The 24,022-nt window shown below is 41.1% G+C and carries 23 protein-coding genes, 6 tRNA genes and 1 riboswitch; of the genes, 9 read left to right on the top strand and 20 right to left on the bottom strand.

The genetic code is table 11. The features are described 5' to 3' along the window. Nucleotides 1-128 precede the first annotated feature (128 nt). Together H513_RS0112315 and H513_RS0112310 are read right to left on the bottom strand one after the other, a co-directional pair. Complete coding sequence (locus H513_RS0112315) at nt 129-1,088, bottom strand: L-lactate dehydrogenase (RefSeq protein WP_026801023.1); 960 nt, start codon at nt 1,086-1,088, stop codon at nt 129-131. Between the two features lie 25 nt (nt 1,089-1,113). Further along, the gene (locus H513_RS0112310) at nt 1,114-1,680 is read right to left on the bottom strand and encodes a 5-formyltetrahydrofolate cyclo-ligase (RefSeq protein WP_026801022.1); all 567 of its coding nucleotides are present in this window, start codon (nt 1,678-1,680) and stop codon (nt 1,114-1,116) included. A gap of 103 nt (nt 1,681-1,783) precedes the next feature. Then, nucleotides 1,784-1,964: riboswitch (cobalamin riboswitch) on the top strand. Between the two features lie 124 nt (nt 1,965-2,088). On the opposite strand from H513_RS0112310, the gene H513_RS0112300 reads away from it, so the two are divergent. The 3 genes from H513_RS0112300 to H513_RS20195 are packed head-to-tail and all read left to right on the top strand — an operon-like array spanning nt 2,089 to nt 5,478. After that, the gene (locus H513_RS0112300) at nt 2,089-3,075 is read left to right on the top strand and encodes an ABC transporter substrate-binding protein (RefSeq protein WP_026801020.1); all 987 of its coding nucleotides are present in this window, start codon (nt 2,089-2,091) and stop codon (nt 3,073-3,075) included. After that, nucleotides 3,038-4,099, top strand: a complete 1,062-nt coding sequence (locus tag H513_RS0112295; RefSeq protein WP_026801019.1) for a FecCD family ABC transporter permease — start codon at nt 3,038-3,040, stop codon at nt 4,097-4,099. The genes H513_RS0112300 and H513_RS0112295 overlap by 38 nt, the downstream gene beginning before the upstream one ends. Continuing rightward, nucleotides 4,099-5,478, top strand: coding sequence for an ABC transporter ATP-binding protein (locus H513_RS20195; RefSeq protein ID WP_051239961.1), 1,380 nt, complete (start codon nt 4,099-4,101; stop codon nt 5,476-5,478). Before H513_RS0112295 ends, H513_RS20195 begins: the two co-directional genes overlap by 1 nt. A 43-nt stretch (nt 5,479-5,521) precedes the next feature. On the opposite strand, the gene rpmG is transcribed toward H513_RS20195, so the two are convergent. After that, nucleotides 5,522-5,671: a 50S ribosomal protein L33 gene (rpmG, locus tag H513_RS0112285; protein ID WP_026801018.1), complete on the bottom strand. Its 150-nt coding sequence runs from the start codon at nt 5,669-5,671 to the stop codon at nt 5,522-5,524. A gap of 204 nt (nt 5,672-5,875) precedes the next feature. Between rpmG and H513_RS21970 the strand changes: the two genes are divergently transcribed. Both H513_RS21970 and H513_RS20920 read left to right on the top strand, forming a co-directional pair. Further along, entirely contained in the window at nt 5,876-6,256 is a 381-nt protein-coding gene (locus H513_RS21970; protein WP_026801017.1) for a hypothetical protein, read from the top strand. Next, nucleotides 6,256-6,738: a hypothetical protein gene (locus H513_RS20920; protein WP_051239959.1), complete on the top strand. Its 483-nt coding sequence runs from the start codon at nt 6,256-6,258 to the stop codon at nt 6,736-6,738. The genes H513_RS21970 and H513_RS20920 overlap by 1 nt, the downstream gene beginning before the upstream one ends. A 35-nt stretch (nt 6,739-6,773) precedes the next feature. Here H513_RS20920 and phoU read toward each other — a convergent pair whose 3' ends face one another. The 15 genes from phoU to H513_RS0112200 all read right to left on the bottom strand — a co-directional run bounded on the left by phoU (nt 6,774) and on the right by H513_RS0112200 (nt 18,723). Next, the gene (gene phoU, locus H513_RS0112270) at nt 6,774-7,433 is read right to left on the bottom strand and encodes a phosphate signaling complex protein PhoU (RefSeq protein WP_026801015.1); all 660 of its coding nucleotides are present in this window, start codon (nt 7,431-7,433) and stop codon (nt 6,774-6,776) included. 32 nt (nt 7,434-7,465) lie between these two features. After that, the gene (gene pstB, locus H513_RS0112265) at nt 7,466-8,299 is read right to left on the bottom strand and encodes a phosphate ABC transporter ATP-binding protein PstB (protein ID WP_476704238.1); all 834 of its coding nucleotides are present in this window, start codon (nt 8,297-8,299) and stop codon (nt 7,466-7,468) included. Nucleotides 8,300-8,308: 9 nt separating this feature from the next. After that, complete coding sequence (gene pstA / locus H513_RS0112260) at nt 8,309-9,187, bottom strand: phosphate ABC transporter permease PstA (RefSeq protein ID WP_026801013.1); 879 nt, start codon at nt 9,185-9,187, stop codon at nt 8,309-8,311. Then, entirely contained in the window at nt 9,187-10,122 is a 936-nt protein-coding gene (pstC, locus tag H513_RS0112255; protein WP_026801012.1) for a phosphate ABC transporter permease subunit PstC, read from the bottom strand. Before pstC ends, pstA begins: the two co-directional genes overlap by 1 nt. Before the next feature lie 86 nt (nt 10,123-10,208). Next, entirely contained in the window at nt 10,209-11,201 is a 993-nt protein-coding gene (locus H513_RS0112250) for a PstS family phosphate ABC transporter substrate-binding protein (protein ID WP_026801011.1), read from the bottom strand. A gap of 268 nt (nt 11,202-11,469) precedes the next feature. Then, entirely contained in the window at nt 11,470-13,596 is a 2,127-nt protein-coding gene (locus tag H513_RS0112245; RefSeq protein WP_026801010.1) for a peptidoglycan D,D-transpeptidase FtsI family protein, read from the bottom strand. 79 nt (nt 13,597-13,675) lie between these two features. After that, nucleotides 13,676-14,950, bottom strand: a complete 1,275-nt coding sequence (locus H513_RS0112240) for an MFS transporter (RefSeq protein ID WP_026801009.1) — start codon at nt 14,948-14,950, stop codon at nt 13,676-13,678. Nucleotides 14,951-15,095: 145 nt separating this feature from the next. Then, nucleotides 15,096-15,710 (bottom strand): superoxide dismutase, encoded by a 615-nt coding sequence (locus H513_RS0112235; protein WP_026801008.1) that lies wholly within the window; start codon nt 15,708-15,710, stop codon nt 15,096-15,098. A gap of 217 nt (nt 15,711-15,927) precedes the next feature. Continuing rightward, nucleotides 15,928-16,003, bottom strand: a tRNA-Phe gene (locus tag H513_RS0112230). A gap of 319 nt (nt 16,004-16,322) precedes the next feature. Beyond that, a tRNA-Ser gene (locus H513_RS0112225) sits at nt 16,323-16,415 on the bottom strand. 6 nt (nt 16,416-16,421) lie between these two features. Next, a tRNA-Ile gene (locus H513_RS0112220) sits at nt 16,422-16,498 on the bottom strand. 8 nt (nt 16,499-16,506) lie between these two features. Beyond that, a tRNA-His gene (locus H513_RS0112215) sits at nt 16,507-16,582 on the bottom strand. A 34-nt stretch (nt 16,583-16,616) separates the two neighbouring features. Then, nucleotides 16,617-16,693 (bottom strand) — tRNA-Met (locus H513_RS0112210). A 3-nt stretch (nt 16,694-16,696) separates the two neighbouring features. Further along, nucleotides 16,697-16,771 (bottom strand) — tRNA-Asn (locus H513_RS0112205). 314 nt (nt 16,772-17,085) lie between these two features. After that, nucleotides 17,086-18,723, bottom strand: coding sequence for a Na/Pi cotransporter family protein (locus H513_RS0112200; protein WP_026801007.1), 1,638 nt, complete (start codon nt 18,721-18,723; stop codon nt 17,086-17,088). Nucleotides 18,724-18,953: 230 nt separating this feature from the next. On the opposite strand from H513_RS0112200, the gene H513_RS0112195 reads away from it, so the two are divergent. Then, complete coding sequence (locus H513_RS0112195; RefSeq protein WP_026801006.1) at nt 18,954-19,433, top strand: DUF1189 family protein; 480 nt, start codon at nt 18,954-18,956, stop codon at nt 19,431-19,433. Between the two features lies 1 nt (nt 19,434). On the opposite strand, the gene H513_RS0112190 is transcribed toward H513_RS0112195, so the two are convergent. Together H513_RS0112190 and H513_RS0112185 are read right to left on the bottom strand one after the other, a co-directional pair. Next, complete coding sequence (locus H513_RS0112190) at nt 19,435-21,210, bottom strand: methyl-accepting chemotaxis protein (protein WP_026801005.1); 1,776 nt, start codon at nt 21,208-21,210, stop codon at nt 19,435-19,437. A gap of 95 nt (nt 21,211-21,305) precedes the next feature. Next, nucleotides 21,306-21,923: an NfeD family protein gene (locus H513_RS0112185; RefSeq protein ID WP_026801004.1), complete on the bottom strand. Its 618-nt coding sequence runs from the start codon at nt 21,921-21,923 to the stop codon at nt 21,306-21,308. A gap of 122 nt (nt 21,924-22,045) precedes the next feature. On the opposite strand from H513_RS0112185, the gene H513_RS20915 reads away from it, so the two are divergent. The 3 genes from H513_RS20915 to H513_RS0112170 all read left to right on the top strand — a co-directional run. Beyond that, complete coding sequence (locus H513_RS20915) at nt 22,046-22,411, top strand: hypothetical protein (protein ID WP_051239957.1); 366 nt, start codon at nt 22,046-22,048, stop codon at nt 22,409-22,411. A gap of 115 nt (nt 22,412-22,526) precedes the next feature. Then, entirely contained in the window at nt 22,527-23,636 is a 1,110-nt protein-coding gene (ispG, locus tag H513_RS0112175; RefSeq protein WP_026801003.1) for a flavodoxin-dependent (E)-4-hydroxy-3-methylbut-2-enyl-diphosphate synthase, read from the top strand. A 154-nt stretch (nt 23,637-23,790) separates the two neighbouring features. Further along, nucleotides 23,791-24,022: transposase family protein (locus H513_RS0112170; protein ID WP_161625305.1), on the top strand; the 232-nt coding region annotated here is incomplete at its 3' end.

Below are 24,022 nucleotides of genomic sequence, written 5' to 3'. Positions count from 1 at the left end.
TGTACTTGAATCGGTACAAAATGAAAATTCCCGTAACGAGCAAGAGGATCGAAATGAATAGACTACGCACACGAACAACCCCTTCTGACTAGTTTACCTGTAGTATGCGTTTGTCTTCTCAATCTATACTACACATCCAATTTGGTTAAGACAGGATGCAACGTGTTCTTTAACAGAGCAGCAGATTGTTGGAACTGTTGACGTTCAAGGTCTGTAAGCGTTAGATTCATCACCTGCTTTATCCCACCACGATGGACAACAGCAGGAACGCCTATATAACAATCCTCAACACCATACTCACCTGTCAAATGAGCAGAAACCGTCAAGATTGAATGTTCGTTGTGAAGAATGGCTTTCGTTAATCGGACAAGACCCATTGCAATGCCATAATAGGTCGCCCCTTTCCGATTAATGATTTCATATGCAGCGTCACGAACTTGTATGAAGATATCATCTAAATCCTTTACATCGTATGCACCATTTGATTGCTTTATTAAATCATGAAGACGCTGCCCGCCGATTGATGCATGACTCCAAACAGGCAGCTCAGAGTCTCCATGCTCGCCCATGATGTATGCATGTACATTCCTGGTATCAACACCAAAGTATTCTCCAATTAAGTATCGAAGTCTTGCTGTATCTAGAATCGTTCCAAATCCAATTACACGCTCACTCGGTAGCTGTGAGAATTTCCATGTCATGTGAGTCAACAAATCCACTGGATTCGTCGCAACTAAGAAGATACCTTTAAAGTCAGCATCCATCACCTGTCCAACAATTGTCTTGAAGATTCGTGCATTCTTTTCAATAAGGTCTAATCGAGTTTCCCCTGGCTTTTGGTTAGCTCCGGCGGTGAGTACGACAAGATCCGCATCGCGGCAATCTTTGTATGTCCCATTCCATATCTTTGTATACGAGGACGCGAAAGCAAGACCATGGTTTAAATCCATGGCATCCCCCTCTGCCTTTGCCTCATTTACATCAACAAGCACGAGTTCATCTGCTACACCTTGATTTAACATGGCAAATGCATAGCTTGACCCTACAAATCCAGTTCCGATTAATACAACTCGAGTCCCCTTTATCACGTTCCATCCTCCTCTTATAAATGGATTACTCTCTCTTTGAGACTCCCTCTTCCGTGATGACGTCATCCACAGGCTGATCGAAAGAGTCAACTGGCATTTGTGAGAGTAGTTGTTGTTTCGTAGCTAAGCCAATGGTTCTCCCACTATAATTTTCGAGATAACGATCGTAAAATCCCCCTCCAAATCCAATTCGATACCCCTCTTTCGTAAATAACAACCCTGGTACAAGAATTAATTCAAGGCCAGACTGGTTGATTGCCTTCTCGCTTACTTCAATCGGCTCTTTTAGTCCGAAATAGACAGTCTCAAGCTCATCCCCCTGTACATAGGAGTAAAAGGTCATCCCCTTTTGTTTCGGTTCACATTTCGGAACCGCCATCCTTTTCCCTTCTTTCCACCCTCTTTCTAGTATTGGAGTCGTATCAATTTCAATTTCACCCGATAAGGTGACTCCAATTGTATGACTTTGTTTCCAATAAGGGTGTGAAAACAGATGTTCATAAATAAGATGACTGGCCCTCTCTTTTTCATCGTTTGACATATGAGATAGCACGTTCTTCCCATACTTTCTAAGTTCTTTTTTATCCATCATCATCGTCCGCTCCTCTCAATTTAGTAAAATTAGATCTGACATGATTATTAAAATAAGGCTATAAATTGCGACAAGAATCTTATACAATAGAACAAGAATCCAATATTTGTGAAGGAAGATAGGCGCAATGAGTACCTCATTGCTTAAAAGGGAAGTTGGTGAAAGTCCAACGCGGTCCCGCCACTGTAAATGGGAGCAACCTGAATAAAGCCACTGTGAACAACGGGAAGGCTCAGGAAGCAATGACCATAAGCCAGGAGACCTACCTACTCTTTCTACACCGAACAACCTACGAGGATAGGGAGGTGTGCAGAGAACTCGTTCATGCGTCACGTATGTACATAGGAGAGAATCGCACATCCACTTACAAGGGATGTGTTTTTTTAATTTATACAAAGGAGAATTGCAATGAAACGAACACGTAAATCGTTATGGATGTCTGCCCTCTTCGCTTTGCTGCTTGTTGGATGCAGTACAAACAATGAATCTGACACAAATGGAAACGATGCGGGAAGTTCTCAGTCATCCTCACAGAACACAGAAGAATCTTCCACGTTTCCTGTTACGTTAACCGATGCTTCAGGTGAAGAGGTAACTCTTCAGAAAGACCCAGAAACCATCGTTTCACTCATCCCTAGTAATACAGAAATTCTCTTTGCAGTCAATGCAGGTGAGGAAGTAATTGGAGTAACGGAGAACGATGATTATCCTAGTGACGTTGAGACTATTGATCATGTAGGTGGAATGGAGCTGAATGTTGAGAAGATCATCTCCCTTCAACCTGACCTTGTCTTAGGTCATGAGATTGCTCTTCAAAGCTCAACAGAAGCATATGACCAGATTGAAGAAGCAGGAATCCCCGTTTACGTTGTATCAGAAGCTACTTCCTTTGATGAAGTATACGATACAATTGAGACAATTGGAACGCTTACAGGAGAATCACAATCAGCCACGAGTCTGATTGATAAGATGAAATCAGACTTGACAGAGATTGAAGAAAAAGCAGCCTCCATTGAAGAAGAGAACGAGAAACGTGTATTTGTGGAGAGTAGCCCTGCTCCAGAGATTTATGCCCCTGGTAAAGGAACATTTGTTAATCAAATGTTAGAAATGATTCATGCGAACAATGTGCTTAGTGACCAAGATGGATGGGTTCAGGTGAATGCGGAGGCGGTTGTAGACTACCAACCAAACGTTATTATGGTTGCCTATAATTATACAGAAAACCCAGTAGAGGCCGTTCTATCTCGAAATGGTTGGGACTCTATACCAGCTATACAAGAAGAAGCGGTTTACTTAATTGATACCAACCTCCTTTCCCGTCCCGGACCACGATTAGTAGAGGGTGTAGAACAACTTGCAGAAACCATTTATCCTGAAATTTACAGCGAATAGAACTTTACAATATAGCGCAGCTATCCTTATTTGGGTGGCTGCTCTTCTTATCAGTATTTCAGTCGGAACAGTTCATGTTCCCATTTCTACGATTATAACGATTCTTGTGGAGAAAGGACTCCCCTTTCTCTCATTTACCAAAGATTACGAAGTCATGTATGAGAGCATTGTGTTTGACATACGTCTTCCACGAGTTATCTTAGCCGCTCTCGTTGGAAGCGCACTTGCTGTTTCAGGAGTCGCATTCCAAGGTTTATTACGAAATCCCTTAGCCGACCCTTACGTCTTAGGAGTATCATCCGGTGCTTCCGTTGGAGCAGTATTCGTCCTTTTTGTCGGATTGACGATCCCTTTCTTAGGTTCTTTCACACTCCCGCTCGTAAGTATTGGAGCTGCCATTATCAGTGTCTTAGCTGTGTTGGCCTTTGCCAATCTTGTAGATAGAAGTCTCTCATTAGAAACGTTAATCCTAACAGGGATTATCTTCAGTTCCTTCTTAGGTTCATTTATTTCTCTAATGATTGCGTTAACCGGCGACGAACTCAGACAGATCATACAGTGGTTACTTGGAAGTGTCTCCATGCGCGGATGGCCATATGTAAAGCTTCTCCTCCCCTTCTTTATCGTTGGTGTCACTTTATTACTTCTTCAAGGGAAAGAGTTGAATGCACTTACCTTCGGTGAACATAAGGCGAAGCAGTTAGGCGTCAACGTCGAAAGGCGCAAATTGCTTATCTTACTCTCCGCTTCTATTCTTACAGGAGCTGCTGTGGCAGTTTCAGGTACAATTGGCTTTGTTGGATTAGTGATTCCGCACATATGCAGGAAACTCGTCGGAACCGACCATACGCATTTAACCCCCATTTCTATATTCATAGGCGGTGCTTTTTTAATGTTATCTGATTTGTTGGCCCGAACGATTATCGCACCTGCTGAGCTCCCGATTGGAGTATTAACCTCGCTTGTAGGAGCTCCAGTATTTGCATTTATATTAATTCAACAACGAAAGAAGGGCAGAGCATAATGATACATATTCAAGACGTTCATGCTGGTTACGACAACACAAATGTCATTACAGACATGAGTTTCACTGTGAATAAAGGAGAATTCGTAGGGATTTTAGGTCCAAACGGAAGTGGGAAGTCGACGTTACTGAAACTATTAGATGGTACGTTACAACCAACGAAAGGAACCATTCGACTTGAAGGTACGCTACTCCCAGAAATCAATCGTAAAGTACTGGCACAGCAAATGGCAGCTCTTCCTCAACTGCACTCATACTCGTTCTCGCATACAGTAGAGCAGACCGTTAGCGTCGGACGATATCCTTATTTATCTGGTCTTCTGAAGCAAGGAACAGAGCATGACCGCTTAAAGGTACAAGAAGCGATGCAACAGACTGGTGTAGATTCGATGAAAGAGAGACCAATCAGCTCATTAAGCGGAGGTGAGCAACAGCGCGTGTTTCTAGCACAAGCTCTAGCACAAGAACCTTCATTACTCTTATTAGATGAGCCTACCAATCATTTGGATTATTCCTACCAACAGCAGCTAATGGACACGTTGAAGAAATGGTCCATAGAAGAAGAGCTAACCATTATCTCAACCTTCCATGACATTAATCTTGCAAGTTTGTATTGTGATCGAATTCTGTTAATGGAGAATGGGAAGCTAGTGAAGTTTGATGTACCAGAACGTGTCGTAGAAGAATCCACCCTGAGGTCTGTATTTCAATCAACCATGAAAGTTCAACAACATGGATTTACAAATGTACCTCAGGTCGCGCTTCTCCCTCCCCACTTCCATTCCTTGAATGGATTTGACAATGCTCAATCGATAACAAAGGAAAACACTAGCATGATGATGCAACTACATTCACCGATTAAATGCTTCACAGCAGCGCCTGTTGGCGGCGGGATAGGGTGGTACAATCAATTCGTTCTCCTCCAACAGTACATTGACACGAATGATGCTGAAGATGTTATCCATTCGTGGTTCCGAAATCAAGGATGGATAGCTTCTCAATCTGTTGGCATGACATCTCAAGCAACAACAGAAGATGGAATCCTCCCATTGACTACATATCAGGAACATTCAGTCCATGTGACTACTGTTCCCTATCAAAGAAAGGCAAACGGTGATGTAATAGGAGGAGAGGCTTGGGTATTTGTCGACGGAGAGCTGACTGATGAGGGATTCATTGCTGCAATTTCTGAGATTCGATTAGGACAACAAATAGCGTTAGAACAATTAGGAGTGAACGCAGCAGAGGCTCCATTAAGTTCAGTTTTAATTGGAGCTACAATGAGAAGTGAAGCTACTTTCTCCCCCTCCCTTCTATCATCAATTCGGGAGTCTGTGAGTAAATGCTATAAACTCCATACAGAGGGAAATGAAGAATAAAAAAGAAACTCGACCCAATTGTGGGTCGAGTTTCTTTTACGTATTATTTTGTTTCACGGTGAAGAGTGTGCTTCTTCAAACGCGGGCTATATTTTTTCAGCTCGATACGCTCAGGGTTTGTACGCTTGTTCTTTGTAGTGATGTAGTTACGATCACCAGTTTCAGTGCAAGCTAGTGTGATATTTACACGCATGATTTTGTCCCTCCAATACATTGATAAGCTATTGCAGTCTTTTACACATACTAATCTCAGACTTATTTATAATATCAAAACTTCGCTATTCTTTCAAGGTTATTTACTTGATTCTCTTTATAAATTCCTTCGTTTAATTCCCTCTTTTTGGCCATTCACGTACGTTGAAATCTATGGTATAACCTTATATGGAGGGTGATCACTATGTTATACGTCATTTTAACCCTATTAGGCGTTGGATTCGCATTGTATGCCCTGTCCTTCTTCATGAACGACCGCATTGCCGACTTAGAAGAACAAGTCGAGCAAATCTCCATGAACAACATGCAAGAAAATTATCAACTTAAGAAGAAGTTGAAGGTACTGGAAGAAGAACTTCTTGTAGACGAGGGAAAGAATTCCACGTCTTACCCTAAACACTCTTATCGAGAGAAGACTTCTCAGCCACCACTCGTTCAAAAAATCCTTGATCTTTACAATAAAGGCTATACGACAAAACAAATTTCCTCTGAAACATCTCTACACGAACATGATATTCTAACGACACTTCGTCAATATACAAACAAGAAAGAAGTAAGTTCGTAATGAAATCAACCATTCGTGCCTTTTCGATTGGAATACTTGTGTCAACAGTATTGATAGCCTTTACATACTATCAAACAAGCGGTAAAGAACAAAACACCGAAGAACAACAAGAAGCGGTTTCTGATTTAGAAGCGAAAGCACAATTAAAAGAAGCCGGCTATACCGTTTATGCGCCAGGTAAAGATCCATCTAAAGAAGAAGACAGCCAAGACGAATCCGAACAAACCGAAACATCGAAAGAAGAGGAAACGAAGGACAGTGAGGAGAATACCGAAACATCAAGTTATACACTTGTCATTGAATCTGGAATGTATTCTTCCTCAATCAGCGAAGCCCTTGAACAGAACGGCATTCTAACACGCCCACAAGACTTCACAGACTTCCTAGATGGTTCAGGTTACAGTGAGCAAATTCAAATAGGGGAATATGAGCTCACATCTGACATGAGTTTTAAACAAATTGCAGAGACCATTACAAACTAAAAAAGAACCATGCTGCTCCTGCAGCATGGTTCTTTTTATCCGTTCAGGTCGTAACTGACTCCTTTGACAACGTAAAAAATGTTTTCCCCTATATTCGTGATGTGATCGGCAAATCGCTCAATGTAGCGAGCACTATAAGCCATTTGAACAATGTACTGAACCTTGTTCGGTTGGGATGCGGTTTCTTCTAACAAATCTCTTGTTACGATTCCATACATCTCATCCACCTCATTGTCCATAGACGAGAGCTTTCTCGCCATCTGTACATCTTCTTGTTCAAATGCTCGAATCGCCAAATCTAACATTTCCCTTGATCTAGAAGCCATTTTTCTTAGCAATGGATGAACGGTGACATTGTGCTGCTTGCCAAGATGAAGTGTACTCTTCGCAATGTTTGAAGCATTGTCCGCCATTCTTTCTAAATCAGAAGATACCTTCAAAGCAACGATTAACCTCCGCAAATCAGTTGCTACAGGTTGTTGTCTGGCAATTAGCGTAATCGCATGCTCATTTAAAGTTAGTTCTGCTTGGTCGATATACACATCATCGTCCATGACCTTCTGAGCTTGCTCTAAGTCTTGATGATAAAGGGCATCAACGGCCATGTCTAAAGCCTTAATTGACATGTCCGCTAACACTCTTATCTCTTCTTTTAAATTCTCCACATCGTCGTGAAATTGACCACGGGTGACCATGAATCTCTCCCCCTAAATCTCTAGACCAACAATTAACCGAAGCGACCTGTAATATAATCTTCCGTACGCTTATCTGTTGGGTTTGAGAACAACTGATTTGTATCGCTATACTCCACAAGCTCACCGTTCAAGAAGAATGCCGTTCTGTCGGAAATACGTGCTGCTTGTTGCATGTTGTGCGTTACGATTATAATACTATATTTCTTCTTCAATTCCTGCACAAGCTCTTCTACTTTAAGCGTAGAGATTGGGTCTAATGCAGACGTAGGTTCGTCCATTAGAATGACATCTGGTTCAATTGCTAAACATCTTGCAATGCAAAGACGTTGTTGCTGACCACCGGATAGTCCGTATGCATTCTCGTGCAAGCGGTCTTTAACCTCATCCCAAATCGCCGCATCACGAAGACTTTTCTCTACAATCTTATCAAGAACATCTTTTTTCTTAATGCCGTGAATTCGTGGGCCATAAGCTACGTTGTCATAGATGGACTTTGGAAATGGGTTAGGGTTTTGGAATACCATACCGACTTTCGTACGTAGCTCTTCTTTATTAATCGAGCTGAAAATATCTTGGTTTTTATACTTAATTGTGCCGGAAGTACGAACGATTGGCACTAGTTCTACCATGCGATTAATCGTCTTTAAGAACGTGGATTTCCCGCAACCAGACGGACCAATAATAGCTGTTACATCATTCTCAGGAATCTTCATTTGAATGTCATAAAGCGCTTGGTCATCACCGTACCAAAGATTTAGGTTCTCTACTTCAAAAACGTTTTGTTTGTTTGTCTGTTTTTGTTCTACAGGTTGTGTGTTTTCTTTTTGTTGATCTGCAAATTGTGTCATTTGCAATTCCTCCTTCACCCAAGTCGATTAGAGACGTTTAGAGAATTTATTTCTGATAAATACAGCGGTAGAGTTCATAACGAGTAAGAAGATTAACAGGACGATAATTCCTGCTGAAGCAGCAAACTGCCAATCTGCTTGCGGACGACCTACCCAGTTATAAATTTGAATTGGCATTACCGTATATTTCGATAGTAACGAGTCTGGCAGAGAGTAAATGGCGGTTGCAGCCCCTACGATAATTAGTGGAGCTGTTTCACCAATGGCACGGGATAACGCTAGGATTGACCCCGTGATAATGCCAGGGATTGCTGCAGGAAGCACAATTCGAACAATGGTTTGCCATTTCGTTGCACCCATGCCATAGGATGCTTCTTTAAGCTTCTTCGGTACCGAGCGGAGGGCTTCTTGTGCAGCCACTACGATGACCGGTAATACAAGGAGACTCATCGTAAGCCCGCCAGCTATTAACGTATAGCCCATGTTTAGCATATAAACAAAGAACGTTAATCCGAGCAAACCAAATACAATAGACGGTACACCAGCTAAGTTCTGAATATTTGCCTGAATAAAACGAGTTAGACGACCTTGACTAGAATATTCCTCAAGGAATAAGGCAGTACTCACGCCTAGAATAATGGAAACCGGAGCTACGATTGCCATTAGCCATAAGGAACCAATAAGACCTGCGAAAATACCTGAGTCTTCTGGGTCTGGGTCTGGGAAACTCGTGATGAATTGCCAATCAAAGAATCCAGTTCCTTGAGTCAATACACGATATAGAAGCGCAACGAGAACAATTAGTCCAATTGTTGTCGATGCAAAGAACAGACCATGAAATACGCTATTAATTCTTTTACGTTTGTTGATACGATTCTTTACAGATTGTTCGTCCATTTCAAACATTAGTATTCCTCCCTAAACTTACGAGCAATGTACTGAGAAAGTAAGTTCATGAGTAGGGTGAACACAAACAAAGTGATACCTACTGCATAGATACTATAATAAATCGGTGAACCGAATGTTGTATCCCCAGTAGCTGCTTGCACGATAAATGCAGTTAGAGTTTGAATTGATTGTGTAGGATCAAATGTCATGTTCGGTGTTGCACCTGCAGCAATCGTAACAATCATCGTTTCCCCAATTGCACGTGAAATGGCAAGAACGATGGAAGCTACAATTCCTGAGAATGCAGCTGGAACAATTACTTTCATAGCTACTTCAAATCGCGTAGATCCTAATGCTAGAGCACCTTGACGAAGCGAATTCGGAACAGAGCTCATTGCATCCTCACTTAATGAGGCAATCATTGGAACAATCATAATCCCTACCACAATACCAGCACTCATTGCATTAAAGATCTTCAAATCGATAATACTTTGAAGCACTGGAGTTACGAAGGTAATAGCAAAGTAACCATAAACAACAGTCGGAATACCCGCAAGAACCTCAAGCGTCGGTTTAATAATTCTTCTAGTCTTATCACTTGCATACTCACTCAAGAAAATGGCAGAGGCTAACCCTAGAGGCAGTGCTACAAGGATCGCAATGAACGTAATCAATAACGTACCAGAAATCAACGGAAGCACACCATAATCACCGCTCCACGGAGACCACCTTGTACCCGTGTAGAAGTCAATAATATTTACATTCGAGAAGAATGTACCTGCTTCGCGTAAGAGAGTAAACACAATACCTACAGTCGTTAGAACTGATATAGTTGCACAAATAAATAAAATAACAGGAACAATCTTTTCAGCTTTTTTTAGTTTTTGTTTGTTTTCTTTTTTTTCACTAATCATCTCTTGAACATTGATCTGTTCATTATTTAGAGCTCCCATAGTAAACTCCTTTCATCACAAGGGAAGGTGAGGCTCGAATAACGTAAGCCTCACCTTGTATATTTCATCCTCGGTTCCCTTAACTATTACTCACCAATGATTCCTTTGATTTCTTCAAGTTGCTCGTCCAATTTCTCTTGTGGAAGAGCCACATAACCTTCTTCTTCAGCTGCAGCGCCAGCGTTGTTTAGAACGTACTTAGCGAAATCAGCTACTTGAGGCTTATCTTTAAGAGAAGCGTTGTTAACGTAAGTGAATAGTGGACGAGATAGTGGAGTGTACTCTCCAGATTGTACAGTGTCAGCATTTGGCTTAACTGCCTCGCCTTCTCCTTCAGAGATACCTAGAACTTTAAGAGAATCTTTGTTCTCAATGTAGTAAGCGTAACCGAAGTAACCAATTGCATTCGGGTTACCTTGTACACCTTTTACAAGTGTGTTGTCATCTTCAGAAAGAGTTACGTTTTCGCCCTCTTTCATTTCGTTATCTTCAAGGATTACTTCATTGAAGTAGTCGAAAGTACCAGAGTCATGACCTGGGCTGAAGATTACGATCTCTTCGTCAGGCCATTCAGAGTTAATGTCAGACCATTTAGTTGCGCCAGATTCAGCAAGGAAGATTTGCTTAAGTTCTTCAACTGAAACATTTTCAAGGAAATCGTTCTCTTGAGAAACTACTACGGAAAGACCGTCTTTAGCTACTTCTAGCTCAGTGTATTCAACGCCGTTTTCTTCAGCGATTTGTTTTTCTTCATCTTTAATAGGACGAGAAGCGTTAGAGAAATCAGTTTCACCTACAGTGAACTTCTTAAATCCGCCACCAGAACCGGAAGAGTTAAGTACAGGTTCAACATCAGGTGCATCTTGACGATACTCAGCAGTAAGACGCTCCATGATTGGGAATACAGTAGATGATCCATCAATTGCTACTTCGCCGGAAATTCCTTCAGAAGCACCTTCAGTGTTTTCGTTGTTTTCACCACTTGTGTCATTTTCTCCTTCAGAACTTCCGCACGCTGCAAGTGCGCCAAGTGCTAGGATTAGTGTGAAAAGTAGTGCTAGACGCTTGAAACTTTTCATTTCTTTTTCCCCCTACAATTTGTGAATTGTTGTATTCAGTTGCGTTATCAACTGACAATACTCATATTAAAGAGACAGTTTTAAATACATATAAATGAAATGTAAACGTTGTGTAAATAAGTCGAACTTTGTTTGCATAAAGTTGCCGAACCCCCGTCACAGCAATAATTTACTCACATCGTTCTGGTTTAGTTTTCTACAAAAAAAGACAAGAATATGCATGATGCATCTCCTTGTCTTTCTGTAAGTATTGTATTATTAATGTTTTTTACTCTGTTTCCGTTGAATCTTCTTCATCCGAATCACCTGTGGTCTTCTGTAATTCGTAATAGGTATCTAAGATTCTCTCCCCTATCAACTTGTTGATGTAGTGACGGGCCTCAATACCTGCATAAGGCACTACAACAGCAAATGCAAGATCAGGCTCATCTAGAGACGTACCTGAGGCATACCCCACTAAAGTCAGATTCTCAACATCGACTGGTTTATAGCCCGTTATTTCTCCTTCATCATTCTTTACATCTAACCACTTCTGCTCTTGAGCTGTACCTGTCTTCCCTGCTGCCACATAGTCTGACTTTCCAGAGAAATACCCATCAGCCGTACCTTTCTCTGTATTAAACGTCTCAAAGAACCCCTGCTGAACGCGCGCTAAATCCTCATCGGACATAGAGACCTTGTTTAGAACTTCCGTCTCATAACTCTTCACAATGGGACCAAGTTCTTCTTCCTGTGCGTTTGGTGTACGGAACTCTTTCACAATGTTTGGTTTTACACGGTATCCTCCATTCGCAATAGTGGACACATACTGCGCTAGTTGCATAGTGGTATACGTATTATACTGCCCAATTGAGAAGTTGAGCATTTGCCCACCCTTATTCTCTTTAGGAGTATCTCTAACACCGACTGCTTCTTCTGGATACATGTCAACCCCTGTCTGAACCCCAAGTCCAAACTGTTTGAAATAATTCTGCATCTCTTCAAAGCTTCCTTCATCATAGGACAATGTATCGTTTGGAACATATTCACCGTTCCCCATCATCCGCATGGCTGTCTTCCACATATATACGTTTGATGACACAGCAAGAGCGTCTACTTCATTTAAATAACCAAAGTTCTTGTATGAAGCAAGGGTTGCTGTGCCTTTGATTTGTATAGGTTCATCCTGAAACGTGGTACCAGGATCGATAGCACTGGAATCCAACCCAGCAAGGATAGTGGCGCCCTTAACGGTGGAGCCAGGCAAGTATGCGTTGTAAATCGTATCTGTTGCTACATCGCGAAATTCATTCGTCTCTCTGTTATACTCTTGGCCAGAGGCAGCAAGCACTTCTCCCGTATTCGGGTCCATAACGACAGCCATCGCACTATCCATATATTTGTTCTCAAATGGGTCCAGGTCTATCGCTGCCTTAAATTCTTCTTTCAGAATTTCGTCCACTCGTTGTTGGAACTCCATATCTATAGAAAGAACTAGATCATCCCCAGGTTTTCCTTCATTCACGATTTTGGAATCAATAAGGTTGCCAGCTTTATCTGTCGTATGTTCAACAATTTCTTTCTGTCCAGCAAGTTGCAATTCATACTCTTTCTCTAAGCCACTTATGCCTACACGGTCGTTTAAGCTGTAGTTATGACTCAAGTAGAAATCCTTCTGTTCTTTCGGGATCCCTTCTTCATACTTCCCTATGAATGATTTAAAGGTTGACTCAGATGTATACGTTCGGTCATAGTCTGTTGTAACATCTACACCCGGTAACTGAAACAAGTGCTCAGCTACCTTTGCATACTCTTCTTGCGTGACCCCTTTATTCTTGATTGGATGAGGTGCAAGTGCATAAGCAGTCATTAACTCATGTAAAATGGCAATCTCATTCATTTGTGAACCGGAATAAGAAAGTTGTTCTTCCGTTAAACGGTCCATAAGTAATCCATAAGCGTCGTCAGAAGAAGCTTTTTCCTCGTCACTCACTATTCCTTCATAAGGGTCTTCTTCGTTCATTTCCTTCAATAAGTACCAATAATCCTTTCGATCACTTACTGTGATATCATCAAGCTTGTCTTCTGGCATATCAATTAAATTAGATAATTTCTTTGCCACTTCTAGTTTCTGTACGGAGGACGTTGCTTGAGTTGGTGTGTATGTAATGGAGTAGAGCGGTTCATTACTTACAACAACTTCCCCGTTACGGTCGTAAATCTCTCCACGAGGTGAAGGATTCTTCGTAATTACCTTGTCAGTCTTGTTAATCTCCTCTTGAAGGTCCTCTCCATTTAGAATCTGTACAATCCCCAATTGCAAGACAAGCGTCGAAAACAATAGGAAGACCGTAAAGAATAAAATATTTAGCCTAAAAGGGAGCTGTGTTTTTGTCTTTTTGTGGTTATTCCCCATATTTCACCCTCATTTAACCTTGTTGATACCTTATTATATCACGCCTTCCAGCCTCATCACTATCCTACATTCTTAACAATTACCGATTGTCATTATCCGCCAATTTACTCTTAACAAATATTTTCTCTTCATCAGATTGAATTGGAAATTTAACGTTTCTTATAAAGAAGTAGATAACAAAGTGTCCAATCCCCACAATGGCTAAGATGAAGGGGATGCTCGTTTCTGGATTAAACCATGTGACTCCTAACATGAAGAACCCAATTGAAATTATCCTTCCAAGATTAAGGAATAACTCCCTCACAACAATGTATTCAATTCTCATTTCAGCCGCATGCCATGCTTTGCCTATCACATCATACGTTAATGATAAATATGGAACATAGATAATTGGATAAGCCACTCCAATGATGCCCGCGTACAATAGAAGAATCGGGTACGATACATTAAACAAGATGAGGTAAATGGCTACATATAGCATAAGTCCTCCAATAAATATAGAGCGCTTCCTATATCGAGGCTTAATAAACCGCGTTGCGATAAAATAAGAAAGGAAGGATACAGCAGAATAGACTAAATTAAATTTCCCTAACGCGAATTCACTCTTCGTAGCAATAAACACCCAGATGGCGATTACAAATAGAAATGTCCCCTCTCTCAATCCTTGAAAGATATGAGCACACAATATGCGATTCCAATTCGGATTACGCTTTCTTTCATGAATAATGCGCCGGAAAGAAAAATTCCCCTTTGCTGACCTTCGTTGTAGAAAGAAGCTACTTAGCACTGCTAGAGCAAATAAACTAAATGATATTGTGAATATCACTGTGTAGCCAGTATTAGCCGCCATACTTGATATAATGTAACCTGCGAGAACAGGGCCAATCATTCCACCAAACGACTGAAGCAGCCCTAAGAAGCCGTTAAAGAAGTCCCTTGTATCTGGCTCGGTGATTTCAAATGTTAATACGTTAAACGCAAGCCAATAAAATCCGTAGCCTACCCCGAGCAAAGCACCTAATAGCACTTTATATGTAGCTGCCTGTTCTCCTACTATTAATACAGTAATAAAGAATATAGACAAAAAAATAACCCCAAGCCTTAGTACAACGACACGGTCTACTTTCTTCGCCCACCGTCCCGCTAAGATAAACGTTAGAGGCTGAGCAATGTATATGGATAGGTTATAGATGGCAATAGCCAAATACTCACCTGACTGTTTCCAAAGATATATGTTCACAAATGTGTTTGAAAGGAAGATCCCTAACGAGTAGAGCCCACCTATCGTCAGTAACAGTATCAAATCACGCGTTACTTCCACATCACCTAATAGACGTGCGATACCCTTTTTCATAACACAATCCCTCCAGTAGCTACTCCTTATTCTCTTCAAACCAATAATGACTTATGCGCTAAAAGAGTGAGGTCGCTATATACACTAGAAGGATTGTATCCATAAAAAAAGGCACAGCCATAGGCTGCACCTTCTTCCTTTGTTATTATTTAGCTGCTTCGTAACGACGTGCAACTTCATCCCAATTTACTACATTCCAGAATGCAGAAATGTAATCAGGACGACGGTTTTGATAATTTAGGTAGTAAGCGTGCTCCCAAACATCAAGACCAAGAATCGGAGTCTTACCTTCCATAAGTGGAGAATCTTGGTTAAGTGTATCAATTAGCTCAAGCTCGCCATTGTTCACAACTAACCAAGCCCAACCAGAACCGAAACGGCCTGCTGCAGTGTTTGCAAATTGGTCTTTAAATTCGTCTAGGCTACCGAATTTGCTGCTGATTTTCTCAGCAAGTTCACCAGTAGGTTCGCCGCCACCATTCGGGGACATGATTGTCCAGAATAGAGAGTGGTTTGCATGTCCGCCGCCGTTACGACGTACAGCAGTTTTGATGTCTTCTGGTACTACTTCTAGGTTGTTGCTTAGAAGTTCTTCAAGGGATTTATCTTGAAGGTCAGCGTGTCCTTCTAACGCAGTGTTTAGCTTGTTCACGTAACCTGCATGGTGTTTAGTGTGGTGGATATTCATTGTTTCTTTGTCAATCGTAGGTTCAAGTGCATCGTATGCATATGGTAGTTCTGGTAGTTCAAATTTAGCCATCTTGAATCTCCTCCTTTAAAAGTATGTAACCTAAAGCTACTTTCGCTAGCTCCATTGTAAGCGTATCAAAACGCTCCATTGCTTGCAAACAATATGGTTTGCTAAATTTCAAGGCTACAATTCACATTTTAATTTACCCTCGTGTGTGCATTTAAAACGTCTTTAAACACAAAAAAATTTCAGCCTAGTAGCTGAAACACACTCAAAAATATAGGAATGGTGGCTCGGGACGGAATCGAACCGCCGACACACGGATTTTCAGTCCGTTGCTCTACCGACTGAGCTACCGAGCCATGTTTATTAAAATTCCGCTCCTCTTATTGTGAATCAGAAGCGTATTCAAGATGTTAATTCTTTTGTGCTCAAAGCGATGATGATCATTCTACTAGAAGCTTTCTGCTTTTCGCAAAACCTACAATGAAGATGATTCAGTGAGGTTTACGGTTTCTCTACCGACTGAGCTACCGAGCCATGTTTATTAAAATTCCGCTCCTCTTATTGTGAATCAGAAGCGTATTCAAGATGTTAATTCTTTTGTGCTCAAAGCGATGATGATTATTCTACTAGAAGCTTTCTGCTTTTCGATAATAATCCCATTTATGAGTAAAAAAATGGCGGAGGAGGAGGGATTCGAACCCCCGCGAGGCGTGAACCTCCTGGCGGTTTTCAAGACCGCTCCCTTCAGCCAGACTTGGGTACTCCTCCGTACGATGGTGGACCCTGCAGGACTCGAACCTGCGACCGATCGGTTATGAGCCGATAGCTCTAACCAACTGAGCTAAGGGTCCTTTCAATATGGGGCGATTGAAGGGGATCGAACCCTCGAATGCCGGAACCACAATCCGGTGCGTTAACCACTTCGCCACAACCGCCATTATGAAAGTATGTATAGCTAGTATAAGAATATGGTAGCGGTGGAGGGGATCGAACCCACGACCTCACGGGTATGAACCGTGCGCTCTCGCCATCTGAGCTACACCGCCATTTGGCTCCAACGGCAGGATTCGAACCTGCGACCTATCGGTTAACAGCCGATTGCTCTACCACTGAGCTACGTTGGAATAAATAAAATGTTTTCAACGCGACTGTTACATTGTAGTACGTATAGAGTAACACGTCAATAGTTAATTTCAATTTATTAACGAGAAGTAAAACGTCGTTGTCTTCAAAGCGACAATATTTATATTACCACGCCCCCCCTACTTCGTCAACGATTTAAATGAAAAAAATATTGATAATAACAAGATTATCTACTACAACCATGATTAACTAGCCTTTCTTTTCTTCTATCTAATTTAGCATAGGTATGTTGTTTGTAAAGGAATCTATTCAATCAACCCCAAAAAAAGATGAGGGAGTATCACTCCCTCACCTCTTACATTACATTTTCTTTATCTTTCCCAAGAACCTCTTCTGCGATATTTACAGAGTGGTCTCCAATACGTTCAAGGTTACTTAACATGTCAACGAAGACAATGCCAGCCATTCCAGAACATTTCCCTTCATTCATACGAAGGATGTGTTTCTTTCTATATAAACGCTCGTTTTGGTCAATTTGATCTTCCTTGCGTGTAACAGAGAGCGCTTCTTCGCGGTCCATTGTTTCAAGAGTACGAACAGCTTGCTTCACTGTAATCATCGTAAGATTAACCATATCGTTCAAGTCAGCTTGTGCTTCTTCTGTAAGGTCCACTTTATTGGATACTTTATAGTCTACAAGTTCCACCATATTCTCCATGTGGTCACCAATTCGTTCTAAGTCACGTACAGCATCAAGTAAGGCTGTATGCTTTTCACTTTCTAGTTCTGTTAGTGATGAACTAGATAAGCTCACGAGATAATCTGTAATCTGTCTGTCTAGATTATTCAACGCTTCTTCAATCTGCATGACTTTATCCGCGTGCTTACGACTGTGATTGTTCATATAAAGGGAAACTTCTTCTAGACCCTGATATGCAAATTCACCCATTCGCATCACTTCGTTCTTAGCCTGATCAAGGGCAAGAGATGGTGATTGTTCAATGAAAATTGGGTCTAAGTGTTTTGGTTTTGATTCGACTACAGAATCTTCCCCTGGAATCAACTTCGTTACAATTATCGCTAGCACAGCTATGAACGGAAACTGAATAATAAGGTTAGTCAAGTTAAAGATTCCATGCGCGAAAGCAATTGTCATTTCTGCATTTAACCCAAGTGCATCCTTCACGAACTCTACTACCGGTGTATAGAGACTTAAGCCAACTAAGAAGATGGTTGTCCCTACCACGTTGAAGATTACGTGAGTAAATGCAGCACGTTTTGCTGCTACGCTCGCACCAATTGAAGCTAAGATTGCTGTAATTGTCGTACCGATATTGTCTCCAAATAGTACTGGAAGAGCAGCATTAATATCAATAGCTCCTTGTTCAAATAATCCTTGTAAGATCCCAATTGTTGCACTAGAACTTTGTACAATTACCGTAAATATCGTACCGATAACAACCCCAAGAATAGGATTATCACTCATACTTACGGTTAAATCTTGGAATGCCTCTAAACTACGTAAAGGTTTCATACCGTTGCTCATTAATTTCAATCCATAGAATAATGAACCGAAACCGAATAACGTCTGACCAAGGTAGCTGAGTTTCTTATTCTTAAAGAAGAAGATCATCAGTGCACCAACTGCAAGAATCGGTAATCCGTATTCCTTTAATTCGATACCGATAATAAAGGCCGTAACCGTTGTCCCTACGTTTGCACCCATAATGACACCGATGGCTTGTCTTAGTGTCATAAATCCAGCATTAACAAGACCCACGGTTAACACCGTTGTCCCAGAGCTACTCTGGATTAGAATTGTTACAATAATACCAGCTAGCACGCCCATGAACGGATTTGTCGTAAATCTGTCCAAAATCGTACGTAGTTTGTCGCCTGCTGCTTTTTGCAGACCGTCCCCCATATACTTGAGGCCGAATAGAAAGATACCTAATCCTCCAACAAACTGAAAGATAATGTCTTGAATATCCAAAAGGAGTCATCCCTTCATCCGAGTTTTTTCTTTTTTTGGAGCGTTCTAGCGCTAACCCTTATCCATTATTAATTAATGGTAAACCCCTTGTAAAGGATTTTTTGTCGGTTACACACCATCTTTACATAGACTTTACAAAGCAACCTAAAATAACTTGAAGAAATTTAAATTGATTTCATTTATTGGATTTTTTAAAATTGATGTAGCGAGGTATTTATAGGAGTGATGTTGTGAACTTTTGGAAGTCCTTCATTTGGAGTACGTATCAGTTTAAACGAATAGGAGCGTTTAGACTTCAGAAAGTGCATTATGTATTCGCTTATATGTTGTATATCACAGGCATTCAGCTTATTCCGTACATACTTGCTGATGCCTTAGGAATCTCTGTGCGTTTTAATCAAGCTTTACCTTATATCGTGTCCGTTTCATTGGTGTATCTTTCAAGTATTATGATTTATTTATTGGTTAGCTGTGCAGTGGCTGCCATAGGACTATTCCTAGGAAAGAAACAAGGAAAGTCTCTAACGTACAAACATACTTGGCAAATTGCCATCTATGCGCTCACGTTGCCTACTCTGTTAACAGCAATCGTAGAAGCATTCGTCTTTTCATCATCGTTATTATTTCTTTTCTATTTCACCATGGCACTTATCTACACCTTACTTTCTGTCTCGGCCATTCCAAATCGAAACAAAAACAAACACCCTTGACTTATTGGCTAGGGTGTTTACGGTTTATATCTGTTATGGTTGATAATTCCTTTGAAAGTGAAATGAGCGCTATCCGAACTTCATCAGTCTCTTTCATTTGCTGATCTTGCATATCAGACGTTTCAATTAATCGCTTTCCTGATTGCAACGTATGCTTTGTCACTTTATGAAACTCATTGAAAGCGTCCTCCATGAGGGGGATAAGCGATTCAGCTTGTGTAACATCCTGCTTGGATACATCAATACTGTCATTAAAGGTTTGAATGTGCTTTCTGAGATGATCGAACGATTCTTTAGAAGAATTTGCATGGTCTAAGTGGGTTGTAAGCTGGTTGTACACCCCATGAAATTCTGTTGATAAGTATTGACTGATAACGAGGGTTTCTTTCATTTTCTCATCTATAACAATAGCAGCTTCTCTCGAATTGTCGGCTAGTTTTCGAACTTCGCTCGCAACGACTGCAAAGCCTTTCCCATTTTCCCCCGCTCTTGCAGCCTCAATGGTGGCGTTTAAAGCAAGTAACTTTGTACGCTCCGCTAAATCTTGAATCATCTTACCCGCTACATCAATGTTAACGGTGTAGTCTTCAAATTCTTGAATCTTTACTGTCATCTGCTTAAATCCATCGTGATAGGTATGCAACGCATTCATGATGGAAGCTATACTCTCATCCCCGCTTGAAACCGACTGATTCATCAGTTTCTGTTCCTCATACATGTTATTGAAAGACATAAGTAAACGGTCCATATAGTGTTTCAATTCAGAGAACAAGCTCATCTGTTCAAGGAACGTACCTTCTGTTTGTTCCGTCCCCTCTACTACTTCTGTTAATTCTTTCTTCATATCTTGCTGACTATCCCCTAATTTACAAGATGAAACAGCCAGCTCTTCACTTGTAGAAGCTAATTGATTCACAGCCCCACCTATATTCATGAGCATATATTCAATGCGAGCCGTCATTTCCTTATAACTATTAGCCAAGGAGCGAACTTCTGGAATCGTGGTTGATATGGAATCAATCCCCTCGAAGCGCCCCTCACTCGAAGCATGCATAATGTGTTGTAACTCCTTAATTGGACGTACCATAGCTCGAATAAATAATGAAACGATAAGTACGATAAGTACTAAGCTGATTACGCCAACGGTAATCGTATATTTGGCTAACTGGTTAATTGGGTGCATAAAATCTTTAGCAGGAACACTAATTACATATACGCCCTTAAGTTCCTGTATGGCACTGTATGCAAACATCCTTTGCTCCCCGTTAAACTCTCCAAATTCACTGCCATCTTCTATCATTTGAATTTCAATGGCAAGCTCTTCAGGGAAATCACTCGTCTCTTTCCCGTTATTCGCTAAGGCAAGAATTTCTCCCTCTTTAAGTAGGTGGATTTTCGCACCAAATCCATCCTGTACTAAATCAGACTTTTGCGAGGCAATCACTTCGTTCATCTGTGACTGAAATTCTTCCTCGTCTCCAATGTATGCATACATCATCCGCTCAGCCATGTCACGGACTGAGGCAGTTTCTCGCACGAGTCGGTCATTGACCAGCTCCATTTGACTATCCTTCGCCTTTGAATAAGACATAAATCCTATGATTGCAATTGATGCAACAACTAACATACTTACAATTGCGATTAAGCGAGTTTGAAATGAGAACTGATGCCAATAATCCTTCTCGGAACGGTGAAGACGGCTTCTTAAACGTACTTTTTCCTTCCATCCATTAACACGCTCACCCTTCCATTTCGTGGGAAACTTCAGTCTTTTCACGAAGAACACCCCATATCTTTATTTCATATCCCACACTAGAGTATGACAACGGAGTGTAAACATCGTGTTAAACCAATGTTAAATCATTCATGTAATCAGAACTTTTTTACTAGTATCTTTGTACCATCCACATCAACAACTTTAACTTGTTCCCCTTTATTTAACCATTCGCCATTTGAAACCACACTATAATCTTGATCGTTTAATCGCATAGTCCCAACAGGGCGTAAAGGCGTTTTCGTCTCCCCTATTTGCCCGATTAACTCGTGGTAGGATTCATTAACTGTCGAATAGCCTGACTCAGATGTCATCCTGTCAAGAAGTGTAATTCGGTCCCACATCTTTCGTTTCGGGAATGCTTTCAATAGCAATAAGGAAGACGCCGCACCGACCATAACACCTGATATTCCGTATAACCCCGCTTGCCAAGAAGGAGAACTCATTCCGACCGTAATGAGCATGCTAACAAGACCAAGAGTTGTTAACGTTCCATCATTTAGAAACTTCCCATCTATAAAGATACACAGCAGTCCAACAAAATATAGAACAATAGAGATACCCACCATATAGGGAGAAAGATACGAAATAAAATGCAACGTCACAAGCCCGAATCCTAATACTCCGAAGATCCCCCTTGTGTTAACGAGCATCTCCCCGATTAAAAACATTGTCCCCAACCCTAATACGATAAAGCTGAGCCACACTGGTTCCATGTCCCCTCTCCTCCTCAAACGTTGTACTTATATATACGACAAAACTAGTCAATCGTTTCAAGAAGATTTTGGCCTTCTCTCATCGAATTAGTAAAACAATAACTTGTAAAGGGGCAGGTACATTGGTTGGTTTGCTTAAACGGTTGCTATTAGTTGCATTTGTCATCTTATTTCTGTTAAGTATTAGACATGATTTAACGGTTGGGGTGTTTGCCAATACCACAGACATCAATAAAGAAGCACCCACTGAAGTAAATGAAGACAATAAGCAAATAGAAAAGCCTTCTAATCGCTATCAGTCAGTGAAGCATACCGTAAAGGCTGGAGAGACCGTGCTCTCTATAGTTGAGAACTTGAACCGCACAGGACCACCTGTTACGATGGAGCAGATGATTTTAGATTTTGAATCATTGAACCCTACTATAGACCCGCATCAAGTTCAAGTGAACAAAACGTATAAATTCCCTGTATATAGCAATCACCAATAGTGGGTTTGCTGTAAATGAATGCTTTAACTTCTCATTTTCATTGATTCCCCTTATAATGTAAAAGGAATCTTTCACACTTTGAGAAAGAATCGCATGATTAAAGGAGCGATATTCAATGGCAGTTATTCACCGAAAGGATACACGTCCAGTTAAGGTTGGAAATCTTACGATTGGCGGCAGCGACCAAGTTGTTGTTCAATCCATGACCACCACGAAAACTCATGACGTTGAGGCAACAGTTGCTGAGATTCATCGTCTTGAAGAAGCTGGGTGTCAAGTTGTGCGTGTTGCATGTCCAGATGAACGGGCAGCGAACGCAATTGCTGATATTAAAAAACAAATCAATATACCGTTAGTTGTAGATATTCACTTCGATTATAAGCTTGCGTTGAAAGCAATTGAAGGCGGCGCAGACAAGATCCGAATTAATCCGGGTAATATTGGCCGTCGTCACAAAGTTGAAGCGGTTGTAAACGCAGCTAAAGAAAAAGGAATCCCAATTCGGATTGGAGTAAATGCCGGCTCTCTAGAACGCCGAATCCTAGAGAAGTATGGTTATCCGACTGCAGAGGGTATGGTAGAAAGTGCCCTTCACCATATTCAAATCCTTGAAGAGTTAGATTTCCACGATATTATCGTGTCTCTAAAAGCATCTGACGTAAGTCTTGCAGTAGAAGCCTACGAAAAAGCAGCAGAAGTCATTCCTTATCCTCTACACCTTGGAATTACTGAAGCCGGTACTCAGTTTGCTGGTACGGTTAAGAGTGCTGCTGGCCTTGGTGCAATCCTAAGTAAGGGGATTGGAAGTACACTTCGAGTTTCCCTAAGTACAGACCCTGTTGAAGAGGTAAAAGTGGGTCGTGAAATGCTGAAGACGTTTGGATTGGCATCTGATGCCGCTACATTAATCTCTTGCCCAACATGCGGACGTATTGAAATCGACCTCTTCTCAATTGCAAATGAGGTAGAAGAGTATATTCAGAATATCCGTGCTCCGATTAAAGTAGCTGTGTTAGGCTGTGCGGTTAACGGACCTGGAGAGGCGCGTGAAGCTGACATCGGAATTGCAGGTGCCAGAGGCGAAGGGCTCCTCTTCCGCCACGGGAAAACTGTACGTAAAGTCCCTGAAGAAACTATGGTTGAAGAATTGAAAAAAGAAGTCGATAAAATCGCAGAAGAATACCATCGACAAAAAGCAGAAGAAGCAGAAGCTGAAACTGTATAACAAAAAACCCGTTGCAAAGATGCAACGGGTTTTCTTTATTAAAAGGCTCTAAAATATTTGTTGGGGTACGTAGAAAATTTGGCATAAAAAAACACGCAAGCTCCAATCTTTACTACACTTGAATTGACGAGAAACAAATCAGTAAAGGAGTTGCGTGTACGTGTATTCTAACATCCCGATACCAGGACTACAAAGTGTAATTATCAAGAAAAGTGAAGAAATCGGTGGAGATTTTCATCTTTATGTGGAGGTTCCAAAGAAGAGTCATAAATGTAAGTCGTGCGGTGAGTGGACCCAACGCATTCATGACTATCGAACCCAAAAAATCCAACACCTTAAACTCTTCGAACGGACAACGTATTTGTTCTATCGAAAGCGCCGTTATG

The organism is Pontibacillus halophilus JSM 076056 = DSM 19796 (assembly GCF_000425205.1).
Classification (GTDB): Bacteria; Bacillota; Bacilli; order Bacillales; family BH030062; genus Pontibacillus_A; species Pontibacillus_A halophilus.
The sequence above is the reverse complement of the archived record's forward strand: the minus strand, read 5'-3'. Positions and strand labels throughout refer to the sequence as shown.

What these genes read in the sequence shown, in the direction of transcription:
- H513_RS0112310 (WP_026801022.1), bottom strand. Translation starts at nt 1,680, where the DNA reads ATGATGGATAAAAAAGAACTTAGAAAGTATGGGAAGAACGTGCTATCT.
- H513_RS0112300 (WP_026801020.1), top strand. Translation starts at nt 2,089, where the DNA reads ATGAAACGAACACGTAAATCGTTATGGATGTCTGCCCTCTTCGCTTTG.
- H513_RS20195 (WP_051239961.1), top strand. Translation starts at nt 4,099, where the DNA reads ATGATACATATTCAAGACGTTCATGCTGGTTACGACAACACAAATGTC.
- rpmG (WP_026801018.1), bottom strand. Translation starts at nt 5,671, where the DNA reads ATGCGTGTAAATATCACACTAGCTTGCACTGAAACTGGTGATCGTAAC.
- H513_RS21970 (WP_026801017.1), top strand. Translation starts at nt 5,876, where the DNA reads ATGTTATACGTCATTTTAACCCTATTAGGCGTTGGATTCGCATTGTAT.
- H513_RS20920 (WP_051239959.1), top strand. Translation starts at nt 6,256, where the DNA reads ATGAAATCAACCATTCGTGCCTTTTCGATTGGAATACTTGTGTCAACA.
- phoU (WP_026801015.1), bottom strand. Translation starts at nt 7,433, where the DNA reads ATGGTCACCCGTGGTCAATTTCACGACGATGTGGAGAATTTAAAAGAA.
- pstA (WP_026801013.1), bottom strand. Translation starts at nt 9,187, where the DNA reads ATGTTTGAAATGGACGAACAATCTGTAAAGAATCGTATCAACAAACGT.
- pstC (WP_026801012.1), bottom strand. Translation starts at nt 10,122, where the DNA reads ATGGGAGCTCTAAATAATGAACAGATCAATGTTCAAGAGATGATTAGT.
- H513_RS0112250 (WP_026801011.1), bottom strand. Translation starts at nt 11,201, where the DNA reads ATGAAAAGTTTCAAGCGTCTAGCACTACTTTTCACACTAATCCTAGCA.
- H513_RS0112245 (WP_026801010.1), bottom strand. Translation starts at nt 13,596, where the DNA reads ATGGGGAATAACCACAAAAAGACAAAAACACAGCTCCCTTTTAGGCTA.
- H513_RS0112240 (WP_026801009.1), bottom strand. Translation starts at nt 14,950, where the DNA reads ATGAAAAAGGGTATCGCACGTCTATTAGGTGATGTGGAAGTAACGCGT.
- H513_RS0112235 (WP_026801008.1), bottom strand. Translation starts at nt 15,710, where the DNA reads ATGGCTAAATTTGAACTACCAGAACTACCATATGCATACGATGCACTT.
- H513_RS0112185 (WP_026801004.1), bottom strand. Translation starts at nt 21,923, where the DNA reads ATGGAACCAGTGTGGCTCAGCTTTATCGTATTAGGGTTGGGGACAATG.
- ispG (WP_026801003.1), top strand. Translation starts at nt 22,527, where the DNA reads ATGGCAGTTATTCACCGAAAGGATACACGTCCAGTTAAGGTTGGAAAT.